This is a genomic window from Thermomonas sp. LB-4, from assembly GCF_036409385.1.
In the GTDB taxonomy this organism is placed as follows: domain Bacteria; phylum Pseudomonadota; class Gammaproteobacteria; order Xanthomonadales; family Xanthomonadaceae; genus Thermomonas.
Genome location: NZ_JAXOFT010000003.1, coordinates 1 through 22015, shown reverse-complemented (window position 1 = coordinate 22015; position 22015 = coordinate 1). Strand labels below are relative to the sequence as shown.

Annotated in this window: 17 protein-coding genes; 6 read left to right on the top strand and 11 right to left on the bottom strand. The window is 71.6% G+C overall.

What is annotated here, in order from left to right; translation table 11 throughout:
* Window positions 1–24 precede the first annotated feature (24 nt).
* Entirely contained in the window at window positions 25–3150 is a 3126-nt protein-coding gene (locus SPK54_RS03375; RefSeq protein ID WP_330946520.1) for an efflux RND transporter permease subunit, read from the bottom strand.
* A 3-nt stretch (window positions 3151–3153) separates the two neighbouring features.
* Window positions 3154–4176, bottom strand: a complete 1023-nt coding sequence (locus SPK54_RS03370) for an efflux RND transporter periplasmic adaptor subunit (RefSeq protein WP_330946764.1) — start codon at window positions 4174–4176, stop codon at window positions 3154–3156.
* Between the two features lie 147 nt (window positions 4177–4323).
* On the opposite strand from SPK54_RS03370, the gene SPK54_RS03365 reads away from it, so the two are divergent.
* The 3 genes from SPK54_RS03365 to SPK54_RS03355 all read left to right on the top strand — a co-directional run bounded on the left by SPK54_RS03365 (window position 4324) and on the right by SPK54_RS03355 (window position 7120).
* Entirely contained in the window at window positions 4324–4968 is a 645-nt protein-coding gene (locus tag SPK54_RS03365; protein WP_330946519.1) for a TetR/AcrR family transcriptional regulator, read from the top strand.
* A 147-nt stretch (window positions 4969–5115) separates the two neighbouring features.
* Entirely contained in the window at window positions 5116–5769 is a 654-nt protein-coding gene (locus SPK54_RS03360) for a protein-L-isoaspartate O-methyltransferase (RefSeq protein ID WP_330946518.1), read from the top strand.
* Window positions 5770–5788: 19 nt separating this feature from the next.
* Window positions 5789–7120, top strand: a complete 1332-nt coding sequence (locus tag SPK54_RS03355) for a TolC family outer membrane protein (protein ID WP_330946517.1) — start codon at window positions 5789–5791, stop codon at window positions 7118–7120.
* Between the two features lie 263 nt (window positions 7121–7383).
* On the opposite strand, the gene waaA is transcribed toward SPK54_RS03355, so the two are convergent.
* Complete coding sequence (gene waaA, locus SPK54_RS03350; RefSeq protein ID WP_330946516.1) at window positions 7384–8682, bottom strand: lipid IV(A) 3-deoxy-D-manno-octulosonic acid transferase; 1299 nt, start codon at window positions 8680–8682, stop codon at window positions 7384–7386.
* A 198-nt stretch (window positions 8683–8880) separates the two neighbouring features.
* Here waaA and lpxL point away from each other — a divergent pair, with 198 nt between their 5' ends.
* Entirely contained in the window at window positions 8881–9789 is a 909-nt protein-coding gene (lpxL, locus tag SPK54_RS03345; RefSeq protein WP_330946515.1) for an LpxL/LpxP family Kdo(2)-lipid IV(A) lauroyl/palmitoleoyl acyltransferase, read from the top strand.
* Here the strand turns inward: lpxL and SPK54_RS03340 are convergent.
* The 6 genes from SPK54_RS03340 to SPK54_RS03315 all read right to left on the bottom strand — a co-directional run bounded on the left by SPK54_RS03340 (window position 9780) and on the right by SPK54_RS03315 (window position 14563).
* Complete coding sequence (locus SPK54_RS03340; RefSeq protein ID WP_330946514.1) at window positions 9780–11102, bottom strand: O-antigen ligase; 1323 nt, start codon at window positions 11100–11102, stop codon at window positions 9780–9782. The two genes, lpxL and SPK54_RS03340, sit on opposite strands and share 10 nt — an antisense overlap.
* A complete protein-coding gene (locus tag SPK54_RS03335; protein ID WP_330946513.1) occupies window positions 11099–12208 on the bottom strand; it encodes a glycosyltransferase in 1110 nt (369 codons plus the stop codon). Before SPK54_RS03335 ends, SPK54_RS03340 begins: the two co-directional genes overlap by 4 nt.
* 16 nt (window positions 12209–12224) lie before the next feature.
* Window positions 12225–12428: a zinc-finger domain-containing protein gene (locus tag SPK54_RS03330; RefSeq protein ID WP_330946512.1), complete on the bottom strand. Its 204-nt coding sequence runs from the start codon at window positions 12426–12428 to the stop codon at window positions 12225–12227.
* 81 nt (window positions 12429–12509) lie between these two features.
* Window positions 12510–13217 (bottom strand): pirin family protein, encoded by a 708-nt coding sequence (locus SPK54_RS03325; RefSeq protein ID WP_330946511.1) that lies wholly within the window; start codon window positions 13215–13217, stop codon window positions 12510–12512.
* A 4-nt stretch (window positions 13218–13221) separates the two neighbouring features.
* On the bottom strand, window positions 13222–13932 hold the full coding sequence (locus tag SPK54_RS03320) for a YceI family protein (protein WP_330946510.1): 711 nt from the start codon (window positions 13930–13932) through the stop codon (window positions 13222–13224).
* Window positions 13933–13972: 40 nt separating this feature from the next.
* Complete coding sequence (locus tag SPK54_RS03315; protein ID WP_330946509.1) at window positions 13973–14563, bottom strand: malonic semialdehyde reductase; 591 nt, start codon at window positions 14561–14563, stop codon at window positions 13973–13975.
* 92 nt (window positions 14564–14655) lie between these two features.
* Here SPK54_RS03315 and SPK54_RS03310 point away from each other — a divergent pair, with 92 nt between their 5' ends.
* Window positions 14656–15624 carry a mitochondrial fission ELM1 family protein gene (locus tag SPK54_RS03310; RefSeq protein WP_330946508.1) on the top strand — a complete coding sequence of 323 codons (969 nt, stop codon included), beginning with the start codon at window positions 14656–14658 and terminating at the stop codon, window positions 15622–15624.
* Window positions 15625–15724: 100 nt separating this feature from the next.
* Here the strand turns inward: SPK54_RS03310 and glnE are convergent, their stop codons facing one another.
* Window positions 15725–18508 (bottom strand): bifunctional [glutamate--ammonia ligase]-adenylyl-L-tyrosine phosphorylase/[glutamate--ammonia-ligase] adenylyltransferase, encoded by a 2784-nt coding sequence (gene glnE / locus SPK54_RS03305; RefSeq protein ID WP_330946507.1) that lies wholly within the window; start codon window positions 18506–18508, stop codon window positions 15725–15727.
* A 44-nt stretch (window positions 18509–18552) separates the two neighbouring features.
* On the opposite strand from glnE, the gene SPK54_RS03300 reads away from it, so the two are divergent.
* Window positions 18553–20040: an AAA family ATPase gene (locus SPK54_RS03300; RefSeq protein ID WP_330946506.1), complete on the top strand. Its 1488-nt coding sequence runs from the start codon at window positions 18553–18555 to the stop codon at window positions 20038–20040.
* Window positions 20041–20234: 194 nt separating this feature from the next.
* Here SPK54_RS03300 and SPK54_RS03295 read toward each other — a convergent pair whose 3' ends face one another.
* Window positions 20235–21842 carry an NAD(P)/FAD-dependent oxidoreductase gene (locus SPK54_RS03295; protein WP_330946505.1) on the bottom strand — a complete coding sequence of 536 codons (1608 nt, stop codon included), beginning with the start codon at window positions 21840–21842 and terminating at the stop codon, window positions 20235–20237.
* Window positions 21843–22015: the final 173 nt, after the last annotated feature.

Sequence of the window (22015 nt, the reverse complement as noted above, 5' to 3'; positions counted from 1 at the left end):
TCGCGACGGCCGCAACGGCCGGCCTCAGGACCGGGCTTCGTCCGCGCGCACCTTGAACCAGGCGGCGTACAGCGCCGGCAGGAAGAACAGGGTGAGCAGGGTGGCCACGGTCAGGCCGCCCATGATCGCCACCGCCATGGAGCCATAGAAGGCGCTGCGCGAGAGCGGGATCATCGCCAGGATCGCCGCCAGCGCGGTCAGCACGATCGGGCGGAAGCGGCGCACGGTGGCGTCGATGATCGCGTGCCAGCGGTCGTGGCCGGCATCGATGTCCTGCTGGATCTGGTCGACCAGGATGACCGAGTTGCGCATGATCATGCCGGCCAGCGCGATCGTGCCCAGCATCGTCACGAAGCCGAACGGGACCCGGAACAGCAGCAGCGCCAGCACCACCCCGATCAGCCCCAGCGGCGCGGTCAGCAGCACCAGCGCGGTGCGCGGGAAGCTGCGCAGCTGCAGCATCAGCAGCGCGGTCACCACCAGCAGGAACAGCGGCAGGCCGGCCTTGATCGAGTTCTGCCCGCGCGCGGAATCCTCCACCGTGCCGCCGGTCTCCAGCAGGTAGCCCTCCGGCAGAGCGGCGCGGATGCCGGCCAGGGTGGGCAGGATCCGCGCCACCACCGTCGGCGGGGTCAGCGCGTCGGTGCGGATGTCGGCGCGCACGGTCACCGTGGGCAGGCGATTGCGATGCCAGATGATGCCGTCCTCGAAGCCGTACTCCAGCGTGGCGATCTGCGCCAGCGGCACGCTGCCGCCGGGCGTGGGCACCGCCAGGCTGCCCAGCAACTCGGGATGCACGCGCTCGTCGCGGGTCCCGCGCAGCAGGATCTCGATCAGCTCGTTGTCCTCGCGGTAGGTGCTGACCGGCAACCCCGACAGCGAGCCGGACAGGAAGTGCGCCAGCTGCGCGCTGCTCACGCCCAGCGCGCGGGCGCGGTCCTGGTCGATGCGCAGCCGCACCACCTTGCTGGGCTCGCCCCAGTCCAGGTTGACATTGGCCACGTCCGGGTCCGCGCGCACCTTGCCGGCCACCTGGCGGGCGATGGCCTGCACCTGGCCGATGTCCTCGCCGGACACGCGGAACTGCACCGGGTAGCCCACCGGCGGGCCGTTCTCCAGCCGGGTGACGCGCAGCTGCAGTTCCGGGAACTGCGGCGCGACCTCTTCGATCAGCCAGCTGCGGGTTGCTTCGCGCGCCTTCAGGTCCCGGGCCAGCACCACGAACTGGCTGAAGTTGGCGGCCGGCAGCTGCTGGTCCAGCGGCAGGTAGAAGCGCGGCGAGCCGGTCCCGACGTAGGCCACGTAGTTCGCGATGCCCTCGCGCGATTGCAGCAGCGCCTCGAGCTTGCGCGCCTGCGCATCGGTGGACCGCAGCGAGCTGCCTTCGGCCAGCTCCAGATCCACCATGAGCTCCGGCCGCACCGAATCCGGGAAGAACTGCTGCGGCACGAAGCGGAACAACGCGATCGAGGCCGCGAACGCAGCCACGGTGGCACCGATCACCAGCCAGCGGTGGCGCAGGCAGAACTCCAGCCAGCCGCGCAGGCGGCGATAGAAGCCGCTGTCGTAAGGATCGTGCGCATGCGCGGCGGCGGGTTCGAACGGCGCGCCGCCGAAACGCTGCCGTAGGCGCTGCACCAGGGTCGGGCGCAGGTGCGCGTCGTGCAGGTCCGGCAGCATCCTGTCGCCCAGCCACGGGATGAACAGCACCGCCGCCACCCACGACACGCACAGCGCGATCGCCACCACCTGGAACAGCGACCGGGTGTATTCGCCGGTGCTCGACGCCGCGGTGGCGATCGGCAGGAAGCCGGCCGCGGTCACCAGCGTGCCGGTCAGCATCGGGAAGGCGGTGGACTGCCAGGCGAAGCTGGCCGCCTTCAGCCGCGAATAGCCCTGCTCCATCTTGATCGCCATCATCTCCACCGCGATGATCGCGTCGTCCACCAGCAGGCCCAGCGCCAGCACCAGCGCGCCCAGCGAGATCTTGTGCAGGCCGATGCCGAACACGTGCATGGCGGCGAAGGTCATCGCCAACACCAGCGGGATGCTGACCGCCACCACCATGCCGGTGCGCAGGCCCAGCGAGAAGAAGCTGACCAGCAGCACGATCGCGACCGCTTCGGCCAGCACCCGCACGAATTCGCCGATCGCCTCGTGCACGCTCTGCGGCTGGTCCGACACCTTGCCCAGCTGCATGCCCACCGGCAGGGTCTTCTGCAGGCGCTGGAACTCCGCCTCCAGGGTACGGCCCAGGCGGATGATGTCGCCGCCGTCGCGCATCGCCACCGCGATGCCCAGCGCGTCCTGGCCCATGAAGCGCATCTTCGGCGCGGCCGGATCGGCGAAGCCGCGCTGGACGCTGGCGATGTCGCCCAGCCGCAGGGTGCGGTCGCCGGCGCGGATCGGGAACGCGCGGATCTGCTCCACCGAATCGAACTGCCCGTCCACGCGCAGGCGCACGCGGTCGCTGCCGGTCTCGAAGAAGCCGGCCTGCGCCACCGCGTTCTGTTCGTCCAGCGCCTGCTTCACCGCCGCCAGCGGGATCCCCAACGTGGCCAGCTTGGTGTTGGACAGTTCGATCCAGATCTTCTCGTCCTGCAGCCCGACCAGCTCGACCTTGCCGACGTCCGGCACCCGCTGCAGCTCCAGCTGGATGCGGTCGGCGTAGTCCTTCATCAGCGCATAGTCGAAACCCGGCGCGGTCAGCGCGTAGATGTTGCCGAAGGTGTCGCCGAACTCGTCGTTGAAGAACGGCCCGATGGCCTCGGCGGGCAGGGTGGCGCGGATGTCGCCGACCTTCTTGCGCACCTGGTACCAGAGCTCGGGCACGTCCTTCGACTTCATCGAGTCGCGCGCCATCACGATGACCTGGGATTCGCCCGGCCGCGAGTACGAGCGCACGAACTCGTACTTGCCGGTGCCCATCACCGCCTTCTCCACCCGCTCGGTGACCTGCCTGGACACCTGCTCGGCGGTGGCGCCCGGCCACAGCGTGCGCACCACCATCGCCTTGAAGGTGAACGGCGGGTCTTCCGACTGGCCCAGCTGGCGGTACGACCAGGCCCCGACCAGGCCCAGCACGATCATCAGGAACAGCACCAGCGCGCGGTTGCGCAGCGCCCATTCCGACAGGTTGAAGCCGCCCATGGCTCAGCGCGTCCCGGCCGCGACCGGGCGATTGCGCCGGTCCACCGGTTTCACCGCCTCGCCTTCGCGCAGCAGATGGCCGCCGGCGGCCACCACCCAGTCGCCGACGCCGACGCCCTCCAGCACCGGCACGCTGTCCTCGCCGTAGCCGCCCAGCCGCACCGGGCGCTGGTGGGCCTTGCCGTCCTTCACTACCCACACCGCGGTGGCGCCGCCGTCGCCGCGCTGCACCGCCGCCAGCGGCAGGCGCAGGCCGCCGCCCGGGGCGTCGGTGATGAACACCCGCGCGCTCTGGCCGAGCCCGGCGTCCGCAGCCATCGCGCCATCCAGGGCGACGCGCGCGGCGTAGGTGCGGGTCTGCGGATCGGCGGCCGCGGCGATCTCGCGGAGATGCCCCGGCAGGCGCCTGCCGGGCGCACTCCACAGTTCCACCACTGCCGGCTGGCCGGTATGGAAATCGCGGATGCGCGCTTCCGGCAGGCCGATGGCGACCTCGCGGCCGCCGTCGGCGGCCAGCAGGAAGATCGGCTGCCCGGCCGCCACCACCTGCCCGGCCTCGGCCTGGCGGCTGGCGATCACGCCGTCGCGCGGCGCCCGCAGGCGGGTGTAATCGTCCTGGTTGCGCATCAACTCGTACTTGGCGCGGGCCGCGCGGTAGGCCGCCTGCTGGGCATCGAAGGCCGACTGGCTGATCAGCTTCTGCGCCAGCAGGGTGCGGTAACGCTCCAGATCGCCGCCCAGCCGCACCATGTCGGCCTGCGCGGCGCTGGCCTGCAGGCGCGCATCGCCGGGGTCCAGCTCGGCCAGCAGCTGGCCCCGCTTCACCTCCTCGCCGGCGTCGACCAGGCGCCGCACCAGATTGCCGCCGACGCGGAACGCCAGCGCACTTTCCTGGCGCGCATGCACCTCGCCGGCGAACGCCTCCGCCGCCATCCCGGCCGCAGCGCCGGGCTGTACCACCAGCACCGTGCGCACCGCCTCCGCAGGCTGCGGGTCGCGCCCGCAGGCGCCCAGGGTCAGCGCCATCAGTGCGCCGGTGGCCAGCGAACGCAGCGTCCGGCTGTCGCGCAGCTTCTTCCCGTTCAGCTCCATGCCCGCTCCGTCGGCTTGCGCCCTATATTGAACTGGCGGGTATGGTATAGTTGCCGAACTCTGCAGTCCACTATCCAAGGCATGATCCGCAACATTCCCCAGTGCAAGCCCGCCGGTCCCGGCCGGCCGAAGGACCTGGCCAAGCGCGCGGCGATCCTCGATGCCGCCAAGCGCCTGTTCGTGCTGCAGGGGTTCGACGGCGTCAGCATGGACCAGATCGCGGCCGAAGCGGGGGTGTCCAAACTCACCGTCTACAGCCACTTCGGCGACAAGGACGGCCTGTTCGCGGAGGCGGTGCGCGCGCACTGCGAACTGGGCATGCCCACCCGCCTGTTCGAGCCGGATCCGGATGTGCCGCTGCGCGAGCGCCTGACCGATATCGGCGAGGCGTTCTTCGCCATGATCATGACCCCCGAGGCGATCGTCGGGCACCGCATCCTGTGCTCGCCGCAGATCACCGGCAGCCACATGCCGGCGATGTTCTGGGAGGCGGGGCCGCAGCGCGTGCAGAACGGCTTCACCGCACTGCTGGAGCGGCGCATCGCCGCCGGCGAGCTGGAGATCGAGGACCCTGCCCGCGCCGCCAGCCAGTTCTTCACCCTGCTCAAGGGCGAACCGCACGCCCAGGCCGTGTTCGGCTACAGCTGCGGCGCGCGGCACGACACGCCGCAGGCGCACGTGGCGGGCGTGGTGGACATGTTCCTGCGCGCCTATGCAAAACGCTGACCGGCCGCCTGAACGCAACGCCGCCCTGCCCTTGGTGGCGGTGACTTCCGGCACTGCGTGCTGGTGTACCGGTACGGCCAGACTGCCCGCCAGACCGGGGCTGGCGGTACTACAATGCACGGTTCCCCGCAACGGATTTATCCCCGCATGAGCATCGACTTCGCCCGCGCCCGTGAAAACATGGTGGAACAGCAGATCCGTCCCTGGGACGTGCTGGACGTGCGCGTGCTCGACACCCTTGCCCGGATGCCCCGCGAGGCGTTCGTCGCCGAATCGCTGCGCGGGCTGGCCTATGCCGATACCGCGCTGCCGCTGGGCCACGGCGAAACCATGCTGAAGCCGGTGCTGGAAGGCCGGATCCTGCAGGCCCTGCTGCCCACCGCGACCGAGAGCGTGCTGGACGTCGGCGCCGGCAGCGGCTACCTGACCGCCTGCCTGGCCCGGCTGGCGCGCGAGGTGGTGGCGATCGAACGCCACCCCGACCTCGCCGAAGCCGCGCAGGCGCGGCTGGCGGCGCACGGCTTCGGCAACGCCACGGTGCGCGCCGCCGACGCCTTCGACTGGAACCCCGGCCGCAGCTTCGACGTGATCTGCGTCGGCGCCGCGGTGGCGACGATCCCGGCGCGGTTCGTCGAATGGCTCAACCCGGGCGGCCGCATGTTCGTGGTGCACGGCCGCTCGCCCGCGATGGAAGCGGCGCTGGTGCATCGCACGGTCAACGGCAGCCGCGTCGAATCGTTGTTCGAAACCGACCTCCCCTACCTTGCAGGCGCCGAACCGGTGCCCGCGTTCACCCTGTAAAGCCGCCAAGGACCCCGCCATGCTGCGTCGCCCGCTCGCCCTCGCCCTTGCCCTCGTCCTGCTGCCCGCCGCGGCGCAGGCCGACGACCTGCTCCAGAGCTACCAGAACGCGCGCAGCAGCGACCCCCAGTACGCCGCCGCGGAATCCACCCGCGCCGTCGCCGCCGAGCGGCCGGTGCAGGCCCGCGCCAACCTGCTGCCGGGCATCGGCGGCTCGGTCAGCAGCAACCGGGTCGACCGCGGCAACGGCGACTCCAGCAATGGCAGCTGGGGCCTCAGCCTCAACCAGTCGCTGTTCAACTTCGGCAACTACAGCGCCCTGCAGGGCGCCAAGGCGCAGGACCGCGCCGGCGGCTACAACCTGGAAGCCGCGGGCCAGAACCTGATCACCCGCACCTCCGCAGCCTACTTCAACGTGCTGGTGCAGCTGGAAACGCTGGCCGCCGCGGAAGCCGCCGAAGCCGCGCTGAAGAAGCAGTTCGACTTCGCCAGCAAGCGCCTGGAAGTGGGCCTGGCGCCGATCACCGACGTGCACGAAGCCCGCGCCCAGTACGACGGCGCGCGCGCCAGCAGCATCCTCGCCCGCAACGCGGTGCGCGACGCCTACCAGGCGCTGGTGGAAATCACCGGCACCCCGGTCGCCAACCTCAAGGGCCTGCCGGACGACTTCAAGCCGGTGCTGCCGGCGGAAAAGGGCGTGGATGCCTTCGTCGGCGACGCGCTGTCCAACAACCCGTCGCTGAAGGCGCAGGAAGCCAACCTGGAAGCGGCCGAGGCCGGCGTCAAGACCGCGCGCGCCGGCCACTACCCCACGCTCGGCCTGCAGGCGAGCTACGGCAAGGCGATCCCCGGCCTGTACGACAACCCGGCCTTCACCGGCGCCAACAACGCCAATACCAGCGTCGGCGTGACCCTGAACATCCCGATTTTCGCAGGCTTCGCCACCCAGTCCGGCGTGCGCACCGCGCTGGCCCAGCGCGACGGCGCCGCCGACGCGGTGGAGCAGAGCCGCCGCGCGATCGAGCGCAGCACCCGTGGCGCCTACCAGGCGGTGGTGGCCGGCATCAGCGAAGTGGAAGCGCGCCGGCTGGCGCTGGTGTCCGCGCAGAGCGCCTACGACGCCTCGCAGGTCGGCCTGGAAGTGGGCACGCGCACCGTGCTGGACGTGCTGAACAACCAGCGCACCCTGTTCTCCGCGCAGCAGGCCTATGCGCAGGCCAAGTACAACTTCCTGCAGAGCCGGCTGCTGCTGGAGCAGTCCGCCGGCACCCTCGATGTCTCCGACGTGGAGGACATCAACCGCCTGCTGACCACCGACAAGGCCCTCGACCAGACGCTGGCGGCGCGCTGAGCGATCCGTGGCGGGCCAAGCCCGCAGCCCTGCGTTGAAATCCGGAGAGCGGGGCATGTCCCCGCTCTTCGCATGTGCGCACTCCTCCCAGGAGGACACGGAACCGGCGCGAACGCGTTCGCGACACCACGCCAAATGCGTTGCGCCCCTGCGGTGCGCCTACAGAGGCGCGTTGCCGGCGGTTGTTTTTGCAGGAGCGCACTGAAAGGGCGCGATGCTTTTAGCGTGATCCCGCACAGAGCGTTCGCGCCCGTTCCGTGCGCCTACGGAATCCGGGCCGGCAGCGTCGGTTCGATCAGCGCCAGCGTGCGCGCCAGCGCGCCGCGTCCATCCTCGAGCAGCCGCGCCGCATTGTCGGCCAGCCGCCGGCGCACATCCTCGTCGTCGAACAGCACGCGCAGCGCCGCGGCCAGCGTCCCGGCATCGGTCACGATGCGCATCGCCCCGGCCTCGCGCAGGCGCCGCGCGATGTCCGCGAAGTTGTGCAGGTGCGGGCCGCTGAGGATGGCGGTGCCGGTGGCCGCAGGCTCCAGCAGGTTGTGCCCGCCGATCGCCTGCAGGCTGCCGCCGACGAAGGCCACCTGCGCACAGGCATAGAAGCGCAGCAGTTCGCCCAGGGTGTCGATCACGAACACCCCGGTATCCGCCCCCGGCCAGCCGTCCTCGCTGCGCGAAGCCGCCGCGAAGCCGGCCTCGCGCGCGCCCTGGACGGCAGCGCGGAAGCGTTCCGGGTGCCGTGGCGCCCACAGCAGCAGCGCGTCCGGATGGGTTTCACGCAGCGCACGATGGGCGTCGAGCACGGCCGCTTCCTCGTCTTCGTGGGTGCTGGCCGCAATCCATACCGGCCGCGCCGCCCCGAGCGCGGTACGGAATCCTTCGACGAAGGCGCCGGTATCCACCGCCGCCATGTCGAACTTCAGGTTGCCGGTGACCTGCATGCGCTCGGGCAGCGCGCCCAGTTCGAGGAAGCGGCGCGCATCGTCCTCCGACTGCGCGGCCACCCGGTGCACGCTGCCCAGTGCGCGGCGGATCAGCGGCCCCAGCACGCGATAGCCGCGCAGCGAACGCGCCGACAGGCGCGCATTGAGGATGTAGGTGGGAATACCGCGGTCGCGGCAGCCGAACAGCAGGTTCGGCCACAGCTCGGTCTCCACGATCAGCGCCATCACCGGCTGGAAGCGGTCGAGGAAGCGCCCCACCGCACCGGGCAGGTCATACGGCAGGTACACGTGGGTGACCGCGTCGCCCCACAGCGCGCGCACGCGCTCCGAGCCGGTCGGGGTGATGGTGGTGACCACCAGCTGCAGGTCGGGGCGCAGCGCGCGCAGCCGGTTCACCAGCGGCGCCGCGGCGTTGACTTCGCCCACCGACACCGCGTGCAGCCACAGCGGCGCCACCGGCACCGCCTGCGGATAACTGGCGTAGCGCTCGTCCCAGCGCTGCAGGTAGGCGCGCTGGCGGAAGCCGCGCCAGACCAGGTGGTACAGCGTGACCGGCACAAGCAGGTACAGCGCGGCCGAATACAGGCCGCGCAGCACGCGTTCGGTGAGATCGGCCTGCATGCGCACAGGATAGCCATGGCGGAGACTCCGCGCGCGCCGTGTTGCCGCGTTCGCGTCCGCGAATGTCCCCCGATGCCGTCCTGCGGCCGGCATCTCCTCCTTGATTTCGCAGACGCGAACGCGGCAACACAGCCCAGTCTCCAAGGCTCAGCGCCGGGCATTGCGGGCCGTAGCGGCAGCGCCCGGTAGAATCCGCGCATGGCCTCCGCTTCCCCAGACCGCCCGTCGTTCGCCCCGCGCCACTGGCCGGTCTGGCTGGGCGTAGGCCTGTGCATGGCGCTGGCGCGCCTGCCCTGGCACGTGCAGCGCAGCTTGGGTGCCGCGGTCGGCTGGCTGGCGCTGCGGCTGCTGCCGGACCGGCGCGAGGCCGCGCGCACCAACCTCGCACTGTGCCTGCCGGAGCTGGACGCCGGCGCGCGCGAGGCGCTGCTGCGCGCCAATTTCCGCGATGTCGGCATCGGCCTGTTCGAGTTCGCCCGCGCGTGGTGGGGCGATGTCGCGCCGATGCGTGCCTCCGCCCGCATCGAGGGCGTGGACGTCCTGCAGCGCCTGCAGGCGGAAGGCCGCGGCGTGCTGCTGGTGTCGGGGCATTTCATGACCCTGGAGATGTGCGGACGCCTGCTGTGCGACCACGTGCCGCTGGCCGGCATGTACCGCAGGCACCGCAGCCCGGTGATGGAATGGGCGGTGCTGCGCGGGCGCCTGCGCTACGCCAGCGCGATGTTCGGCAATGGCGACACCCGCGCGGCGATCCGCCACCTCAAGCGCGGCGGCGTGCTGTGGTACGCACCGGACCAGGACATGCGCGGCAAGGACACGGTGTTCGCGCCGTTCTTCGGCATCCCCGCCGCCACCATCACCGCCACCCACCAGTTCGCGCGCATGACCGGCTGTGCGGTGGTGCCGTTCTTCCACCGCCGCGAAGGCGCGCATTACGTCCTGCAGGTGGGCCAGCCGCTGGCGCCGTTCCCCAGCCACGACGCGGTGGCCGACTCCGCCGCGGTCAACGCGGCGATCGAGGCGATGGTGCGGCAGGCGCCCAGCCAGTACCTGTGGCTGCACCGGCGCTTCAAGCGCCAGCCGGACGGCCGTTCGCGCTACGACTGAGGCGGCGCAGCCGGGGTCTCGCGGCCCCACAGGCTGCCGGCGTACAGGGCCGCCAGCAGCAGCAGCACGCTGCCCCAGAAGGTCGAATACGCGGCCAGGTGGGTATTGAGCGGGAACACGCTCACTGCCAGCGCCAGCATCGCCGGGCGTGCGCGTTCGCGCGCCCCGGCGTCGGCGTAGCGCCAGGCCCGCCAGCCCAGCGCGGAACCGGCCAGCCACAGCAGCAGGCCGATGACGCCGGTTTCGCTGAGTATCTCCAGCACGATCTGGTGGGCATGGAGGGCAACACCCGTTCCCCACGCCGCCTGCGTGCCGGGCTGCGGATCGCAGGCGGGGAATTGGTCGCGGAAAGCGCGCGGGCCCACCCCGTTGAACGGGTGCTCGCGCGCCATGCACAGCGCCGCCGACCAGATCCGGCCGCGTCCGGACAGCGCCGCGTCCATGCCACCCGGCTGCGCGGTCAGCGCCAGCGTGGTGCGCTGCACGCGCTCATGCACCTGCGGCGACAGCGCGTTGGCCGTCGCCAGCATCAGGGCGCCGGCCACGAACACCGCCATCAGCTTGCGCCAGCCCAGCGCGCGGCAGCCGGTCCACAGCAGCACCAGCCCATAGGTCAACCAGGACGCCCGCGACCCGGCCAGGATCACCGCCAGCCCGATGGCAGACGCCGCGGCCAACCAGCCCAGCTGGCCCAGCCGCTGCCGCGCTGCCGCCAGCGCGAACGGCGACAGGCTGGCCAGCACGATGCCCAACTTGAGGTTGCAGGGGCCGAGCACGCCGGCCAAGCGGTCGGCCGCCTCCACTTCGCTGGCCGTGCACATGCCGTGGCCGCTGACCGCATGCTTGGCCTGGTCCAGCATCCAGAACAGCGGGCTGGTGCCGATGGCTGCCTCGATCAGCGCATCCAGCGTCCACGCCAGCGCGATGACCGCCAGCCCGCCGAACGTGCGGCGGCGGCCGGCATCGCTGGCGACCGCCGCCGCTGCCACCCACAGGAACGGCAGGTAGCGCAGGTCGGCCAGCACCTCGCCGAAGGCATGCAGGCGCTCGCGCGCATCGATCGCGGCGATGAGTTCGGGCAGCCAGTAGGCGGCGAACAGCACCGAGGTCAGCGCCCACGCCGGGCCGCTGAGCAGCGCGCCGCCGCCGCGGAAGCGGCTGCCGACCAGCCGCACCAGCCCCGCCAGCGCCCCCAGCACCAGCACGGTCTCGGCAATTCCGCGCGCGGGCCACAGGGCGACGAACGTCAGCACCCAGGCGGGCGCCCAGCGCCATTCGGCCACGCCGCCGGGCGGCATCGTCCGTGCGTTCATGCGTCCACCATCGTCCGGTACAGCGTCAAGGTCGCCTCCTGCATCGCCTGCAGCGTATAGGGCATCGTCGCCGGCGGCGATGGGGGCGCCGCCAGCAGCGCGCGCGCGCGCATCGCCAGCGCGTCGGCTTCGAATGCCGCAGCCGCCCCTGCCGGCTGCAGCTCGGCCAGCAGCTCGCCGACGCCGCCGTGCGCCCAGCCCAGCACCGGCCGGCCCACCGACAGCGCCTCGATCACGGTGCGCCCGAACGACTCCGGCTTGCGCGACAGCTGCAGCACCAGGTCGCAGGCCGCGTAGGCCTGGGCGATCGCCGCGGTCGGCGCGCTCATCGCCAGCGCCGCATCCACCCCGGCGGCGCGCGCCTGCGCCATCAAACCCGCGATGTACGCCTCGCGCCCGGCCTGCAGCGCGCCGGGCATCCACAGCCGCGCATCCACCCCATCGGCGCGCAGCGCCGCCAGCAGCGCGATCGCATCGGCATGGCCCTTCAGCCGCGTACCGCGCCCCGGCAGCAGCAGCAGCGGGCCCGCGCCGCCCAGCTGCGGATGCAGCGCGGCGACCTGCGCACGCGCGGCGCGGTCCGGCGCGGGCGCGCGCGGAAACGCGGCGGGATCGATGCCGCGCGGGATCACCACCAGCCGCGCCGGATCGATCCCGCGATAGTGGCGCAGCAGGTAGTCGCGCACCGTGCGCGATACGCAGACCACGCGCTCGCCGCGGGTCATGATCGCGCTGTAGCGCGAGGGCGAATTGAGGCCATGCGCGGTGGTGACGAAACGGGGGCGCGCCGCGGCCGGCAGCGCGCGCAGCGCCAGCCAGCCCAGCCATGCCGGCAACCGCGAGCGCGCATGCACGATGTCGGCGCCCGCGAGCACGCGGCGCAGCGCCGGCAGGTGACTGAGGCTCAATGGGGATTTGCTGCCGATGGCGAGCGCGATGTGCTCGGCGCCCAGCGCCTGCAGCTGCGGCAGCAGCCGGCCGCCGGCGGATACGACCACGGCGCGATGGCCGGCGCGCACCAGCGCGTCGGCGATCTCCAGGGTGGAACGTTCGACGCCGCCGGCCTCCAGCGCCGGCAACAGCTGCACCACGGTCAGGCGGCGCATCGCGGGCGCCGCGGGCTCAGTCGACGAGGACGTAGACGCTGCCGCAGTACGGGCACTGGCTGCGCCCGCCATCCTCGACGATCGACAGGTACACCCGCGGATGCTCGTTCCACACCGCCATCGACGGCAGCGGGCAGCTCAGCGGCAACTCGGCGCGATGCACCTCGTAGGTCTGCTGGGCGCGGGCGGACGCGGGGGCGGGCGAAGCGGACTGTGCCATGGCGAATGCAACGGGTTGCGGGAACCCCGCCAGTTTAGCGCGCATCCGCCATCCCCGCTGTCGCGGGAATGGCGGGCACGGTCAGGCAGGAAGGTCGAACAGCAGCACGTCGCTGGCGGCGCCGATGCCACGCAGCGCCAGGACAGCGCCTTCACCGGAGAGTCCCAGCGCATCGCCGGCGGCCAGCACGCGTTTGCCCACCGCGACCTCGCCGGTGGCCACGTGCAGCCAGTAGCGGCGGGCCGGGTCCAGCGCCGCGTCCAGCGCATCGCCCGGCAGCAGCCGGGTGGCGCGCAGGCTGGCGTCCTGGCGGATGCCGATGCTGCCGTCGGCGCCATCCGGCGACGCCAGCAGCACCCAGCGCCCGCGGCGTGCGTCCGGGGCGAAATGCTTCTGGTCGTAGGCCGGAGCGTGGTTGAGCCGGGCCGGCTGGATCCAGACCTGCAGGAAATGCACCGGCGCGGCGTCCGAGCCGTTGTATTCGCTGTGCTCGATGCCGTGGCCGGCGCTCATCCACTGCACGTCGCCGGCGCGGATCACGCCTTCGTTGCCGGCGCTGTCCTTGTGCGCCAGCGCCCCGTCCAGCACCACGCTGATGATCTCCATGTTGGCGTGGCGGTGCGGGGCGAACCCGCCGCCGGGGGCGACGGTGTCGTCGTTGATCACGCGCAGGACGCCGAAGCCCATCCACGCCGGGTCGTAGTAATGCCCGAACGAGAACGTGTGGCGGCTGTGCAGCCACCCCATGTCCACTTCGCCGCGGGCGCCGGCAGGGCGTTCGACGATCATGGCATCAGCCCTGCGCGGGCGCGGCATCGGCCGCCGGCGCATCGGCCAGCGTGCCTTCGGTGGTGATGCGCAGCTGCACCTCGTCGCTGACGTTCGGCGCATAGGCGCCCACGCCGAAGTCGCTGCGCTTGATGGTGGCGGTGGCGGAGAAACCGATCGCCTGCTTCTTCAGCATCGGGTATTCACCGGCGCCGTTGAGGGTCACGTCCAGGGTCACCGGCCTGGTGATGTCCTTGATGGTCAGGTCGCCGGTGACGGTCAGCTTGTTGGTGCCCGCGGCGGCCACGCTGGTGCTCTTGAAGGTGGCATTCGGGAACTTGGCGGCGTCGAAGAAATCGCCACTGGCCAGATGCTCGTCCAGCTTGTCGACGAAGCTGTTCATGGCGGTGAGCGGCATGGTGACCTGCACGCTGGACTTGGCCACGTCGGCGGCGTCGAAGACGAGGGTGCCCTCGCTGATGCCGAAATGCGCGCTGGGCTGGGAGAAGCCGAAATGGGTCCACTGCGCCAGCACGTCGGTGTGGGTGGGGTCCAGCTGGTAGGTGCCGGACACCGCGGTGATCGCGGCGACGGCAGGCGCGGCTTCGGCCGGCGCCGCGACCGCGGCATCGGCCGGCGCTGCGGCGCTGGCGGCAGATTCGGCCGGCTGGCTGCAGGCGGCGACGGCGGCAGCGATGGCGAGCGGCAACAGCAGGGTGCGGAGGGTGGTCTTCATGGCGGGGTTCCGGTGGGGAAAGGGCGGCGGCAGATGTCGGTCAGGCGATGCGGCAGGCTTCGTCGAAGCCCAGGCGCGGGGAACGCGGGAAGATGCTGTCGGGATCGCCATGGCCGAGGTTGACCAGGATGCCGGAGCGGATCGGGGTGCCGGCGAAGAAGGCCTCGTCGACCTTGGCGTTGTCGAAGCCGGTCATCGGGCCGCAGTCCAGGCCCAGCGCGCGCGCCGCCAGGATCAGGTAGGCGGTCTGCAACGCGCTGCTGCGCATCGCCACCCAGGCCAGGTTGGCCTCGTCGCGGTGCTCGAACCACGGCTTGGCGTCGGTATGCGGGAACAGCACCGGCAGCTTGTCGAAGAAGCGCATGTCGTAGCCGACGATGGCCACCACCGGCGCGCTCATGGTCTTCTTGAGGTTGCCTTCCGACAGCGCCGGGGCCAGCTTGGCCTTGGCCTCGGCCGACTTCACGAACACGATCCGCGCCGGCGTGGTGTTGGCCTCGGTCGGTCCGAATTTCAGCAACTCGTAGAGCTGGTGCAGGGTGTCGTCCGACACCTCGCCGCTGAAGGCGTTGTAGGTACGGGCGGTGCGGAACAGCTGGTCGAGCGCGGTACCGGGGAGCGGCTGGGACATGGCAATCTCTGTATCGTGAAGGTGATGGCGCACAGTGTATGGTTCCACGGGCGCATGTAATGCAGCATATTCGGAACGAATAGATGCCAACCATGCAACGACTCCCCGCCGCGCCAATCCCATCGGCCACGCTGGCGATCCACGACGGCCGCGCCGGCAACGCGCGCCAGGCGCTGGCGCTGGCGCATGCGCTGGACAGCCGCCCCGGCGAACTCCTGCTGGCCCCACGCGCGCCCTGGCGCTGGCTGGCGCCGCGACGACTGCCCGCTGCAACGGCCGCGTTCGGCTCCGGGCTCCATGGCGCCTGCAGCGCGCCACCGACGCTGGCGATCGGCTGCGGCCGGCAGGCGGCGCTGGCCACCCGCCTGCTGCGCGCACGCGGCGCGAAGGCGGTGCAGATCCTCGATCCGCGCATCGCCAGCCGGCACTGGGACATCGTGGTGGCGCCCGCGCACGATGGCCTCCACGGGGCCAACGTCATCGCCACGCTCGGCAGCCTGCATCCGGTCGATGACGACTACCTGCTGTGCGCGATAGCCGCCTTTCCCGCGCTGGCCGCGCTGCCCACCCCGCACAGCGTGCTGCTGGTGGGCGGCCCGACCCGCCACGCGCCGCTGGACGATGCCGACTTCGCGGCGCTGCTGCAGCGGCTGGCCGCGCAGGCACGGGCCGAAGGCGGCAGCTTCAGCGCTGTCGCCTCGCGGCGCACGCCCGTGGCCTGGCGCCACGCGCTGGCGGGCGTGGATCCGCACCTGCCCGGCCTGCGCTGGCGCGACACCGGCGACGGCGCCAATCCCTACGCCGGGCTGCTGGCCTGCGCCGACCGCATCGTCTGCACGCCGGACTCGGTGAACATGCTCAGCGAAGCCGCGGCCACCCGCGCGCCGCTGTACGTGTGGTCGCCGCAGGCGTTGCAGGGGCGCCCGCGGGCCTTCCTCGATGCACTCATCGGAAGCGCGCGCGCGCGCGCGCTGGACGATGCGCTGGCACCGTTCGCCGCCGAGCCGCTGCGGGAAACCGCGCGCGTCGCGCGGGAGATCCGCCAGCGTCTGGGCATGTAGGCGCACCGCAGGGGCGCGACGCGCCTTGCACGATTCCGATCCCGCGAGAGCGGTCATGCCCTTTCAGTGCGCTCCCACGAATCTGGGGGATGGATTCGGTTTACGCCGCGTCGAACGCCAGCCCCTGCGCCTGCACCGCCGCCACGATCGCAGCGCAGGCGCGCTCGATGCGTTCGTCGCGCGCGGCGCGGCGGGGACGGCGGTCGAGGGTGCAGCGCAGGCCGGTGTCCAGCAGCGCGGCATGCGCCTCGCGCAGCGCGGCGTGGGTAGCCGCGTCCAGAATGCCCCCCTGCAGCGCGGCTTCCAGCAGGGCGCTGGTGGCCCGCGGCGCCAGCAATCCGGGGCTCGCACCCGCATCGCGCAGCACCAGGAACTGCAGCAGGAACTCCAGATCGACCAGCGCGCCGTCGCCCTGCTTGAGATCGAGCATGGCAGCATCACTGCGGTCCAGTTCGGCGCGCATCTTGCGGCGCATCGCGGAAACATCCTCGGCCAGCTTGCCGCCATCGCGCGGCTGCGCCAGCACCTGCGCGCGCAGGGCGTCGAAGGCCCCCGCCAGCGCGGCGTCGCCGGCGATCGCACGGGCGCGCACCAGCGCCTGATGTTCCCATGTCCACGCGCGGTTGCGCTGGTAGTCGGTGAAACTGGCCAAGCTCGATACCAGCAACCCCTTGGCACCGTCGGGACGCAGCCGCACGTCGACGTCGAACAACCGGCCGGCGCCGGTGCGCACGCCCAGCAGCGAGACGATCTTCTGCCCCAGCCGCGCGTACCAGCGCGGCGCATCCAGCGGCCGCGCGCTGTTGGACGTGGCGTCCGCGGGCGCATCGAACAGGAACACCAGGTCGAGGTCGGAGCCGAAACCCAGCTCTTCGCCGCCCAGCGTGCCGTAGCCGAGCACGGCGAAGCGGCCGCCGTCGACGCGGCCGTGCGCGCCGCGCAGTTCGTCGTCGGCCAGCTGCAGCACGCAGGCGACCACCGCATCGGCCAGCCACGCCAGGTGGCGGGCGCAATCCTGCGCATCGATGCGGCCATCCAGCAGCGCCAGCGCGAAGCGGAAGCTCAGCGCCTGCCGCACTTCGTTGAGCGCATCCAGCGACGCCTCCATGTCGTTGTCGCGCAGCGCCGCCGCGCACTGGGCCTGCATGGTCGCGCGATCCGGCAGTTCGCCGCCCACGCGCACGTCCAGCAGTTCGTCCAGCAGCAGCGGATAGGCGGCCAGGCGCTCGCCCAGCAGGGCGCTGCGCGCCAGCGCGCTGGCCAGCCGCGCCAGTGCCGCCGGCTGCTCGTCCAGCAGCGCCAAGTAGCTGGCACGGCGCAGGATGGTGTGCAGCAGCGGCAGCACCCGGCGCAACACCGCATCGGGCGTATCGGAAGCGGCGGCGTGCTGCAGCAGCGCCGGCAGCACCCGATCCAGGCGCGCGCGCGCGGCGTCGGAGAGGTCGCGCACGCCGGGCGTGCGGGCGAAATCGCAGAGGCTGGCGTGCAGCTCGGCGGCATGCTCGAAGCCGACCGCCTCCAGCTGCGCGGCTTCGCCGTGCTCGGGCAGCGCCCGCCAGTAACTGGCGAGTTCGTCGCCACCGGAGATGCGGCGACGGCGCGGCGCCAGCAACGCGCCGAACTCCTCCGCCACCTTCGCCCGCTGCGCCGCCAGCGCGACATCCAGCGCCTGCCAGTCCGCATAACCCAGCCCGGCGGCGAGGCGCGCGCGCGCCAGCCCGTCCTCGGGCAGCGCATAGGTCTGCGCATCGGCCAGCATCTGCAGGCGGTTCTCGAGCCGGCGCAGGAAACGGTATGCCACCGCCAGTGCCGATGCCGCGTCGGTTTCCATGTGCCCCGCCTGCGCCAGCGCCTGCAGCGTCGCCAGCAGGTGTCGGCGGCGCAGCGCCGGCTCGCGGCCACCGCGGATCAGCTGCAGCGCCTGCGCCAGGAACTCGATCTCGCGGATGCCGCCCGGCCCGCGCTTGATGTCGCCGGCCATGTCCTTGCGCGCCACTTCGGCGGCGATCATCGCCTTCATCGCGCGCAGCCCGTCCAGCGCGCCATAGTCGAGGTAGCGGCGGTACACGAACGGCCGCAGCGTCTCGAGGAAGCGTTCGCCGGCGGCGACATCGCCGGCCACGCAGCGCGCCTTCTGCCAGGCATAGCGCTCCCAGTCGCGGCCCTCGCGCTGGAAATACAGCTCCATCGCCGCGAACGACAGCGCCACCCGCCCGGCGTTGCCGAACGGGCGCAGGCGCAGGTCCACCCGATGGCAGAAGCCGTCCGCGGTCACCTCGTCCAGCAGCTTCGCCAGCTGCTGGCCCAGCCGCGCGAAATAGTCCTGCGCGTGCAGGCTGCGCGCACCGTCGGATTCGCCTTCGTGCTCGTAGGCATAGACCAGGTCGATGTCGGAGCTGAAATTCAGTTCCCGTCCGCCCAGCTTGCCGAGGCCGAACACCACCAGCCGCTGGATTGCGCCGGCGGCATCGCGCACCACCCCGAATCGCCGCGCGAAGTCCGCCTCCAGCGCATCCAGCGCCAACCGCAGGCAGGTTTCCGCCAGCGCGCTGCTGCCTGCGAGGATCTCGTCGACGTCAGCGCCCTCGACCACGTCGCGCCAGACCAACCGGGTCGATTCCGCCTGCCGGTAGCGACGCAGCAGGCGCGCCCACTCCGCTTGATTGGCCGCCTCCAGCATCGGCACCGCCACCGGCGCCGACGCATCGGCCTGCAGCTGGCCCAGCAGCTCGGGCTGCCGGACCAGCGCATCGATGGCGAAGTCGCTGGCCAGCGCCAGTCGCGCCAGCGCCGTTTCGTCGGCAATCGCGCAGCCGGCCGCGCGCAGGCGCTGCAGGGCGCGCGCGGACAGGGCCTGCAGCTCGGCGGAATACACGTAGTCCATGCGCCGATTGTGGCATCGCCGACGCGCCGCTATCGTGCCGATCCATGAGTGAACTGCTGGACCTGGCCGCGCTGATCCGCGCGGAAACACCGCTGCTGGTGATCGAAACGCCCGACGAAGCGCGGGTGATGGAGCTGTTCCGGCAGTCGCTGATGCACGTCTGGCGCGCGCTGTACCGCTGGAGCGTGACCGAAGGCCTGCGCCGGGTGGACATGGACGGCGAGGACGAAAGCGGGCTTGCGCCCGACCTCAGCGCCACCCTCAACGCGATGCGCGAGGCCAGCCAGCGCGGCGTCTACCTGCTGATGGACGCCACCCCCTACCTCGGCTACGCCAGCTACCAGCGCGCGCTGCGCGACCTCATCCAGCGCCGCGGCAGCCAGCCGCACGTGATCGTGCTGGTGGGCACGAAGATCGAACTGCCGGAAGCGCTGGCGCCGTTCGCCGCGCGCTTCTCGCTGCGCCTGCCGGACGCCAACGCCCTGCTCAAGCTGGTCAAGGACGAGGCCCGCGACTATGCCGCGCAGAACGGCGGCCGCCGGGTGGAAGCCGACGCCGACGCGGTCCGGCAGATCGTGCGCAACCTGCACGGCCTGACCCTGACCGACGCGCGCCGGATCGCCCGCCACCTGATCTGGCGCGACGGCGCGCTGGGCGCCGACGACCTGCCGGAGCTGGCGCGGCTGAAGTTCGAGCTGCTCAACAAGAGCGGCCACCTGCACTACGAGTACGACACCGCGCGCTTTTCCGACGTGGGCGGCGCAGCGCGCCTGAAGCGCTGGGTGGAACAACGGCGCGCCGCCTTCGTGCAGGACCCGCCCCCGGCCGGGCTGCCGCCGCCGCGCGGCGTGCTGCTGCTGGGCGTGCAGGGCTGCGGCAAGTCGCTGCTGGCCAAGGCGGTGGCCGGCGGCTTCGGCGTACCGCTGGTGCGGCTGGACTTCGGCACCCTGTACGACAAGTTCCACGGCGAAACCGAGAAGAACCTGCGCACCGCGCTCGCGTCCACCGAACAGCTCGCGCCCTGCGTGCTGTGGATCGACGAGATCGAGAAGGCCCTGGCGACCGACGGCGGCGACGGCGACGGCGGGCTGTCGCGGCGGGTGCTGGGCTACCTCCTGACCTGGATGGCCGAGCGCAAGGCGCGCGTGTTCCTGGTCGCCACCGCCAACCAGGTGCAGCAGCTGCCGGCGGAACTGCTGCGCAAGGGCCGCTTCGACGAAATCTTCTTCGTCGACCTGCCGGATGCCGCGACCCGCGCCGAGATCTTCGCCTTGCACCTGGACCGGCGCCAGCTGGCCCGCGAGCACATCGACCTGTCGGCGCTGGCCGCGGCGGCGGATGGTTATTCCGGTGCCGAAATCGAACAGGTCATCGTCAGCGCGTTGTACGCGGCGCATGCCGCCCAGGCCGGGCTGGATACGCACGCGCTGATGCAGGCGATCCGCGATACCCGCCCGCTGTCGGTGCTGATGGCCGAGCAGGTGCAGGCGCTGCGCGAATGGGCGCTGCCGCGCACCGTGCCGGCGGATTGAGCCACCCGTCACCTCCACGCGAGGGCGCAGGCGGCCCCTGGCCGAATCGCAGGCATAAAAAAGCCCGCTTCGACCGGAGTCTCTGCGGGCCTGCTCCCTCCCCCACGTCGGGACGCGAGCCGATCGTGAAGGATTCGTGAGGGGTGTTGCACGCTGCACTGCAAAAGAGAACCAACCGGTTCACGAATCCCCCGTCAATCGGGGCGCGGCGACCGGCCCAGATCCTTGAGGATTTCACGTGCGGCGTTGCGCCCCGGCAGGCCGGTCACGCCGCCGCCGGGATGGCTGCCAGAGCCGCACAGGTACAGCCCGCGGAACGCGCCGCGGTAGGCACCCTGCCCCAGCAGCGGGCGCGCGCTGAACATCTGGTCCAGCCCCAGCGCGCCGTGGAAGATGTCGCCGCCGACCAGGCCGATGCGCCGCTCCAGGTCGAGCGGGCTCAACGCCTCATAGCCCAGCACGCTGCGGGCGAAGTTGGGCGCGTACTCGTTCACTGTATCGATCATCAGCTTCGCCACCGTATCGCGGTGCGCGTCCCAGCCGCCGTCAGCCTCCGGGTTCACCTGCTGGCAGAACAGGCTGGCGACATGCTGTCCGGGCGGCGCGAGCGTGTCGTCCAGCGTCGAGGAAATGACGACTTCGACGATGGGCTTGCGCGCCCACCCGGCGTTGTGCGCCTTCGACTTCGCATCGAAATACGCTTGCTCGAAATATTGAAGCGACGGCCCGATCAGGATGCCGCTCTGATGGTGCGGCTGCAGCTGCGTTCCCGGCATCGCGCTGAAATCCGGGAGCTCGGACAGCGCCACGTTCATGCGGAAGGTGCCGGAGCCGCAGCGGTAGCGGCGGATGCGCTGGGCGGTGTCGTCGTCGAGCTGGCCCGGTTCCAGCAGCTTCGTGTAGAGCAGCTTCGGGTTGAGGTTGCTGGCAACGGTCGCCGCGCGCAGCTCGCGCCCGTCGGCCAGCGCCACGCCGACCGCCTTGCCACCTTCCACCAGCAGCCGCGCGACTTCGGCGTCTGTTTCGACGACGACGCCGCGCGCCTCGCATTCCTTGCGCATGGCCTGGGTGATCGCCCCCATCCCGCCGATGGCGTGACCCCAGGTGCCGGACTTGCCGTTGACCTCGCCGAACACGTGGTGCAGCAGCACGTAGGCGCTGCCCGGCGTGTACGGGCTGGCGAAATTGCCGACCACCGAATCCCAGCCCAGCGCCGCTTTGAGCGGCTCGCCCTCGAACCAGTCGTCCAGCAGCTCGCCGGCGGACTTGGTGAACAGGTCCAGCAGGTCGCGCCGGCCGCGCATGTCCAGCGACTTCAGCTGTTTCGCCACCGCTGCGGAGTGGAGCCAGTCCGCCAGCACGAAGCGATCAGACACGTTCGGCGGCGTGCGGCGCATCAGCTCGCGCAGTACCACCACGATGCGGTCGAGCATCGCGTAGTACCCGGGCAGCCGCTGCGCATCGCGCGCCGACCACCGCGCCACTTCCGCCTGGGTGTGCTCGCCGCCCAGCCGGAAACTGCGCCCGTCCGGCAGCGGCAGGAAGTTCGAATACGGGCGCTCGACCACGCGCAACCCGTGTTCGTGCAGGCGCAGCTCGCGGATCACGGCCGGGTTGAGCAGGCTGACCGTATAGCTGGCCACGGAATTGCGGAAACCGGGATGGAACTCCTCGGTGACCGCCGCGCCACCGACGAGGTGGCGGCGCTCCAGCACGCGCACCTTCAGGCCGGCGCCGGCGAGGTAGGCGGCGCAGACCAGGCCGTTGTGGCCGCCGCCGATGATGAGAACGTCCTGCTGCATGTCGCGCACGAGCACCCACCGGATCCGGAACGATCCGCCGATGATCCGCGCCCGGCCGGAAAAACGGAAGGCCCGCTTTCGCGGGCCTTCCGGTGCACTGGTGCAGTTGGGACGGATCAGAAATCCATGCCGCCCATGCCGCCCATGCCGCCGCCGCCCGGCATTGCCGGCTC

Excerpts from the sequence above, each read along its gene's own strand:
- lpxL (WP_330946515.1), top strand. The coding sequence starts at position 8,881 with ATGGCCTCCGCTTCCCCAGACCGCCCGTCGTTCGCCCCGCGCCACTGG.
- SPK54_RS03295 (WP_330946505.1), bottom strand. The coding sequence starts at position 21,842 with ATGCAGCAGGACGTTCTCATCATCGGCGGCGGCCACAACGGCCTGGTC.
- SPK54_RS03370 (WP_330946764.1), bottom strand. The coding sequence starts at position 4,176 with ATGGCGCTGACCCTGGGCGCCTGCGGGCGCGACCCGCAGCCTGCGGAG.
- SPK54_RS03330 (WP_330946512.1), bottom strand. The coding sequence starts at position 12,428 with ATGGCACAGTCCGCTTCGCCCGCCCCCGCGTCCGCCCGCGCCCAGCAG.
- SPK54_RS03335 (WP_330946513.1), bottom strand. The coding sequence starts at position 12,208 with ATGCGCCGCCTGACCGTGGTGCAGCTGTTGCCGGCGCTGGAGGCCGGC.
- SPK54_RS03325 (WP_330946511.1), bottom strand. The coding sequence starts at position 13,217 with ATGATCGTCGAACGCCCTGCCGGCGCCCGCGGCGAAGTGGACATGGGG.
- SPK54_RS03360 (WP_330946518.1), top strand. The coding sequence starts at position 5,116 with ATGAGCATCGACTTCGCCCGCGCCCGTGAAAACATGGTGGAACAGCAG.
- SPK54_RS03310 (WP_330946508.1), top strand. The coding sequence starts at position 14,656 with ATGCAACGACTCCCCGCCGCGCCAATCCCATCGGCCACGCTGGCGATC.
- SPK54_RS03355 (WP_330946517.1), top strand. The coding sequence starts at position 5,789 with ATGCTGCGTCGCCCGCTCGCCCTCGCCCTTGCCCTCGTCCTGCTGCCC.
- SPK54_RS03315 (WP_330946509.1), bottom strand. The coding sequence starts at position 14,563 with ATGTCCCAGCCGCTCCCCGGTACCGCGCTCGACCAGCTGTTCCGCACC.
- SPK54_RS03300 (WP_330946506.1), top strand. The coding sequence starts at position 18,553 with ATGAGTGAACTGCTGGACCTGGCCGCGCTGATCCGCGCGGAAACACCG.
- glnE (WP_330946507.1), bottom strand. The coding sequence starts at position 18,508 with ATGGACTACGTGTATTCCGCCGAGCTGCAGGCCCTGTCCGCGCGCGCC.
- SPK54_RS03365 (WP_330946519.1), top strand. The coding sequence starts at position 4,324 with ATGATCCGCAACATTCCCCAGTGCAAGCCCGCCGGTCCCGGCCGGCCG.
- waaA (WP_330946516.1), bottom strand. The coding sequence starts at position 8,682 with ATGCAGGCCGATCTCACCGAACGCGTGCTGCGCGGCCTGTATTCGGCC.
- SPK54_RS03375 (WP_330946520.1), bottom strand. The coding sequence starts at position 3,150 with ATGGGCGGCTTCAACCTGTCGGAATGGGCGCTGCGCAACCGCGCGCTG.
- SPK54_RS03340 (WP_330946514.1), bottom strand. The coding sequence starts at position 11,102 with ATGAACGCACGGACGATGCCGCCCGGCGGCGTGGCCGAATGGCGCTGG.
- SPK54_RS03320 (WP_330946510.1), bottom strand. The coding sequence starts at position 13,932 with ATGAAGACCACCCTCCGCACCCTGCTGTTGCCGCTCGCCATCGCTGCC.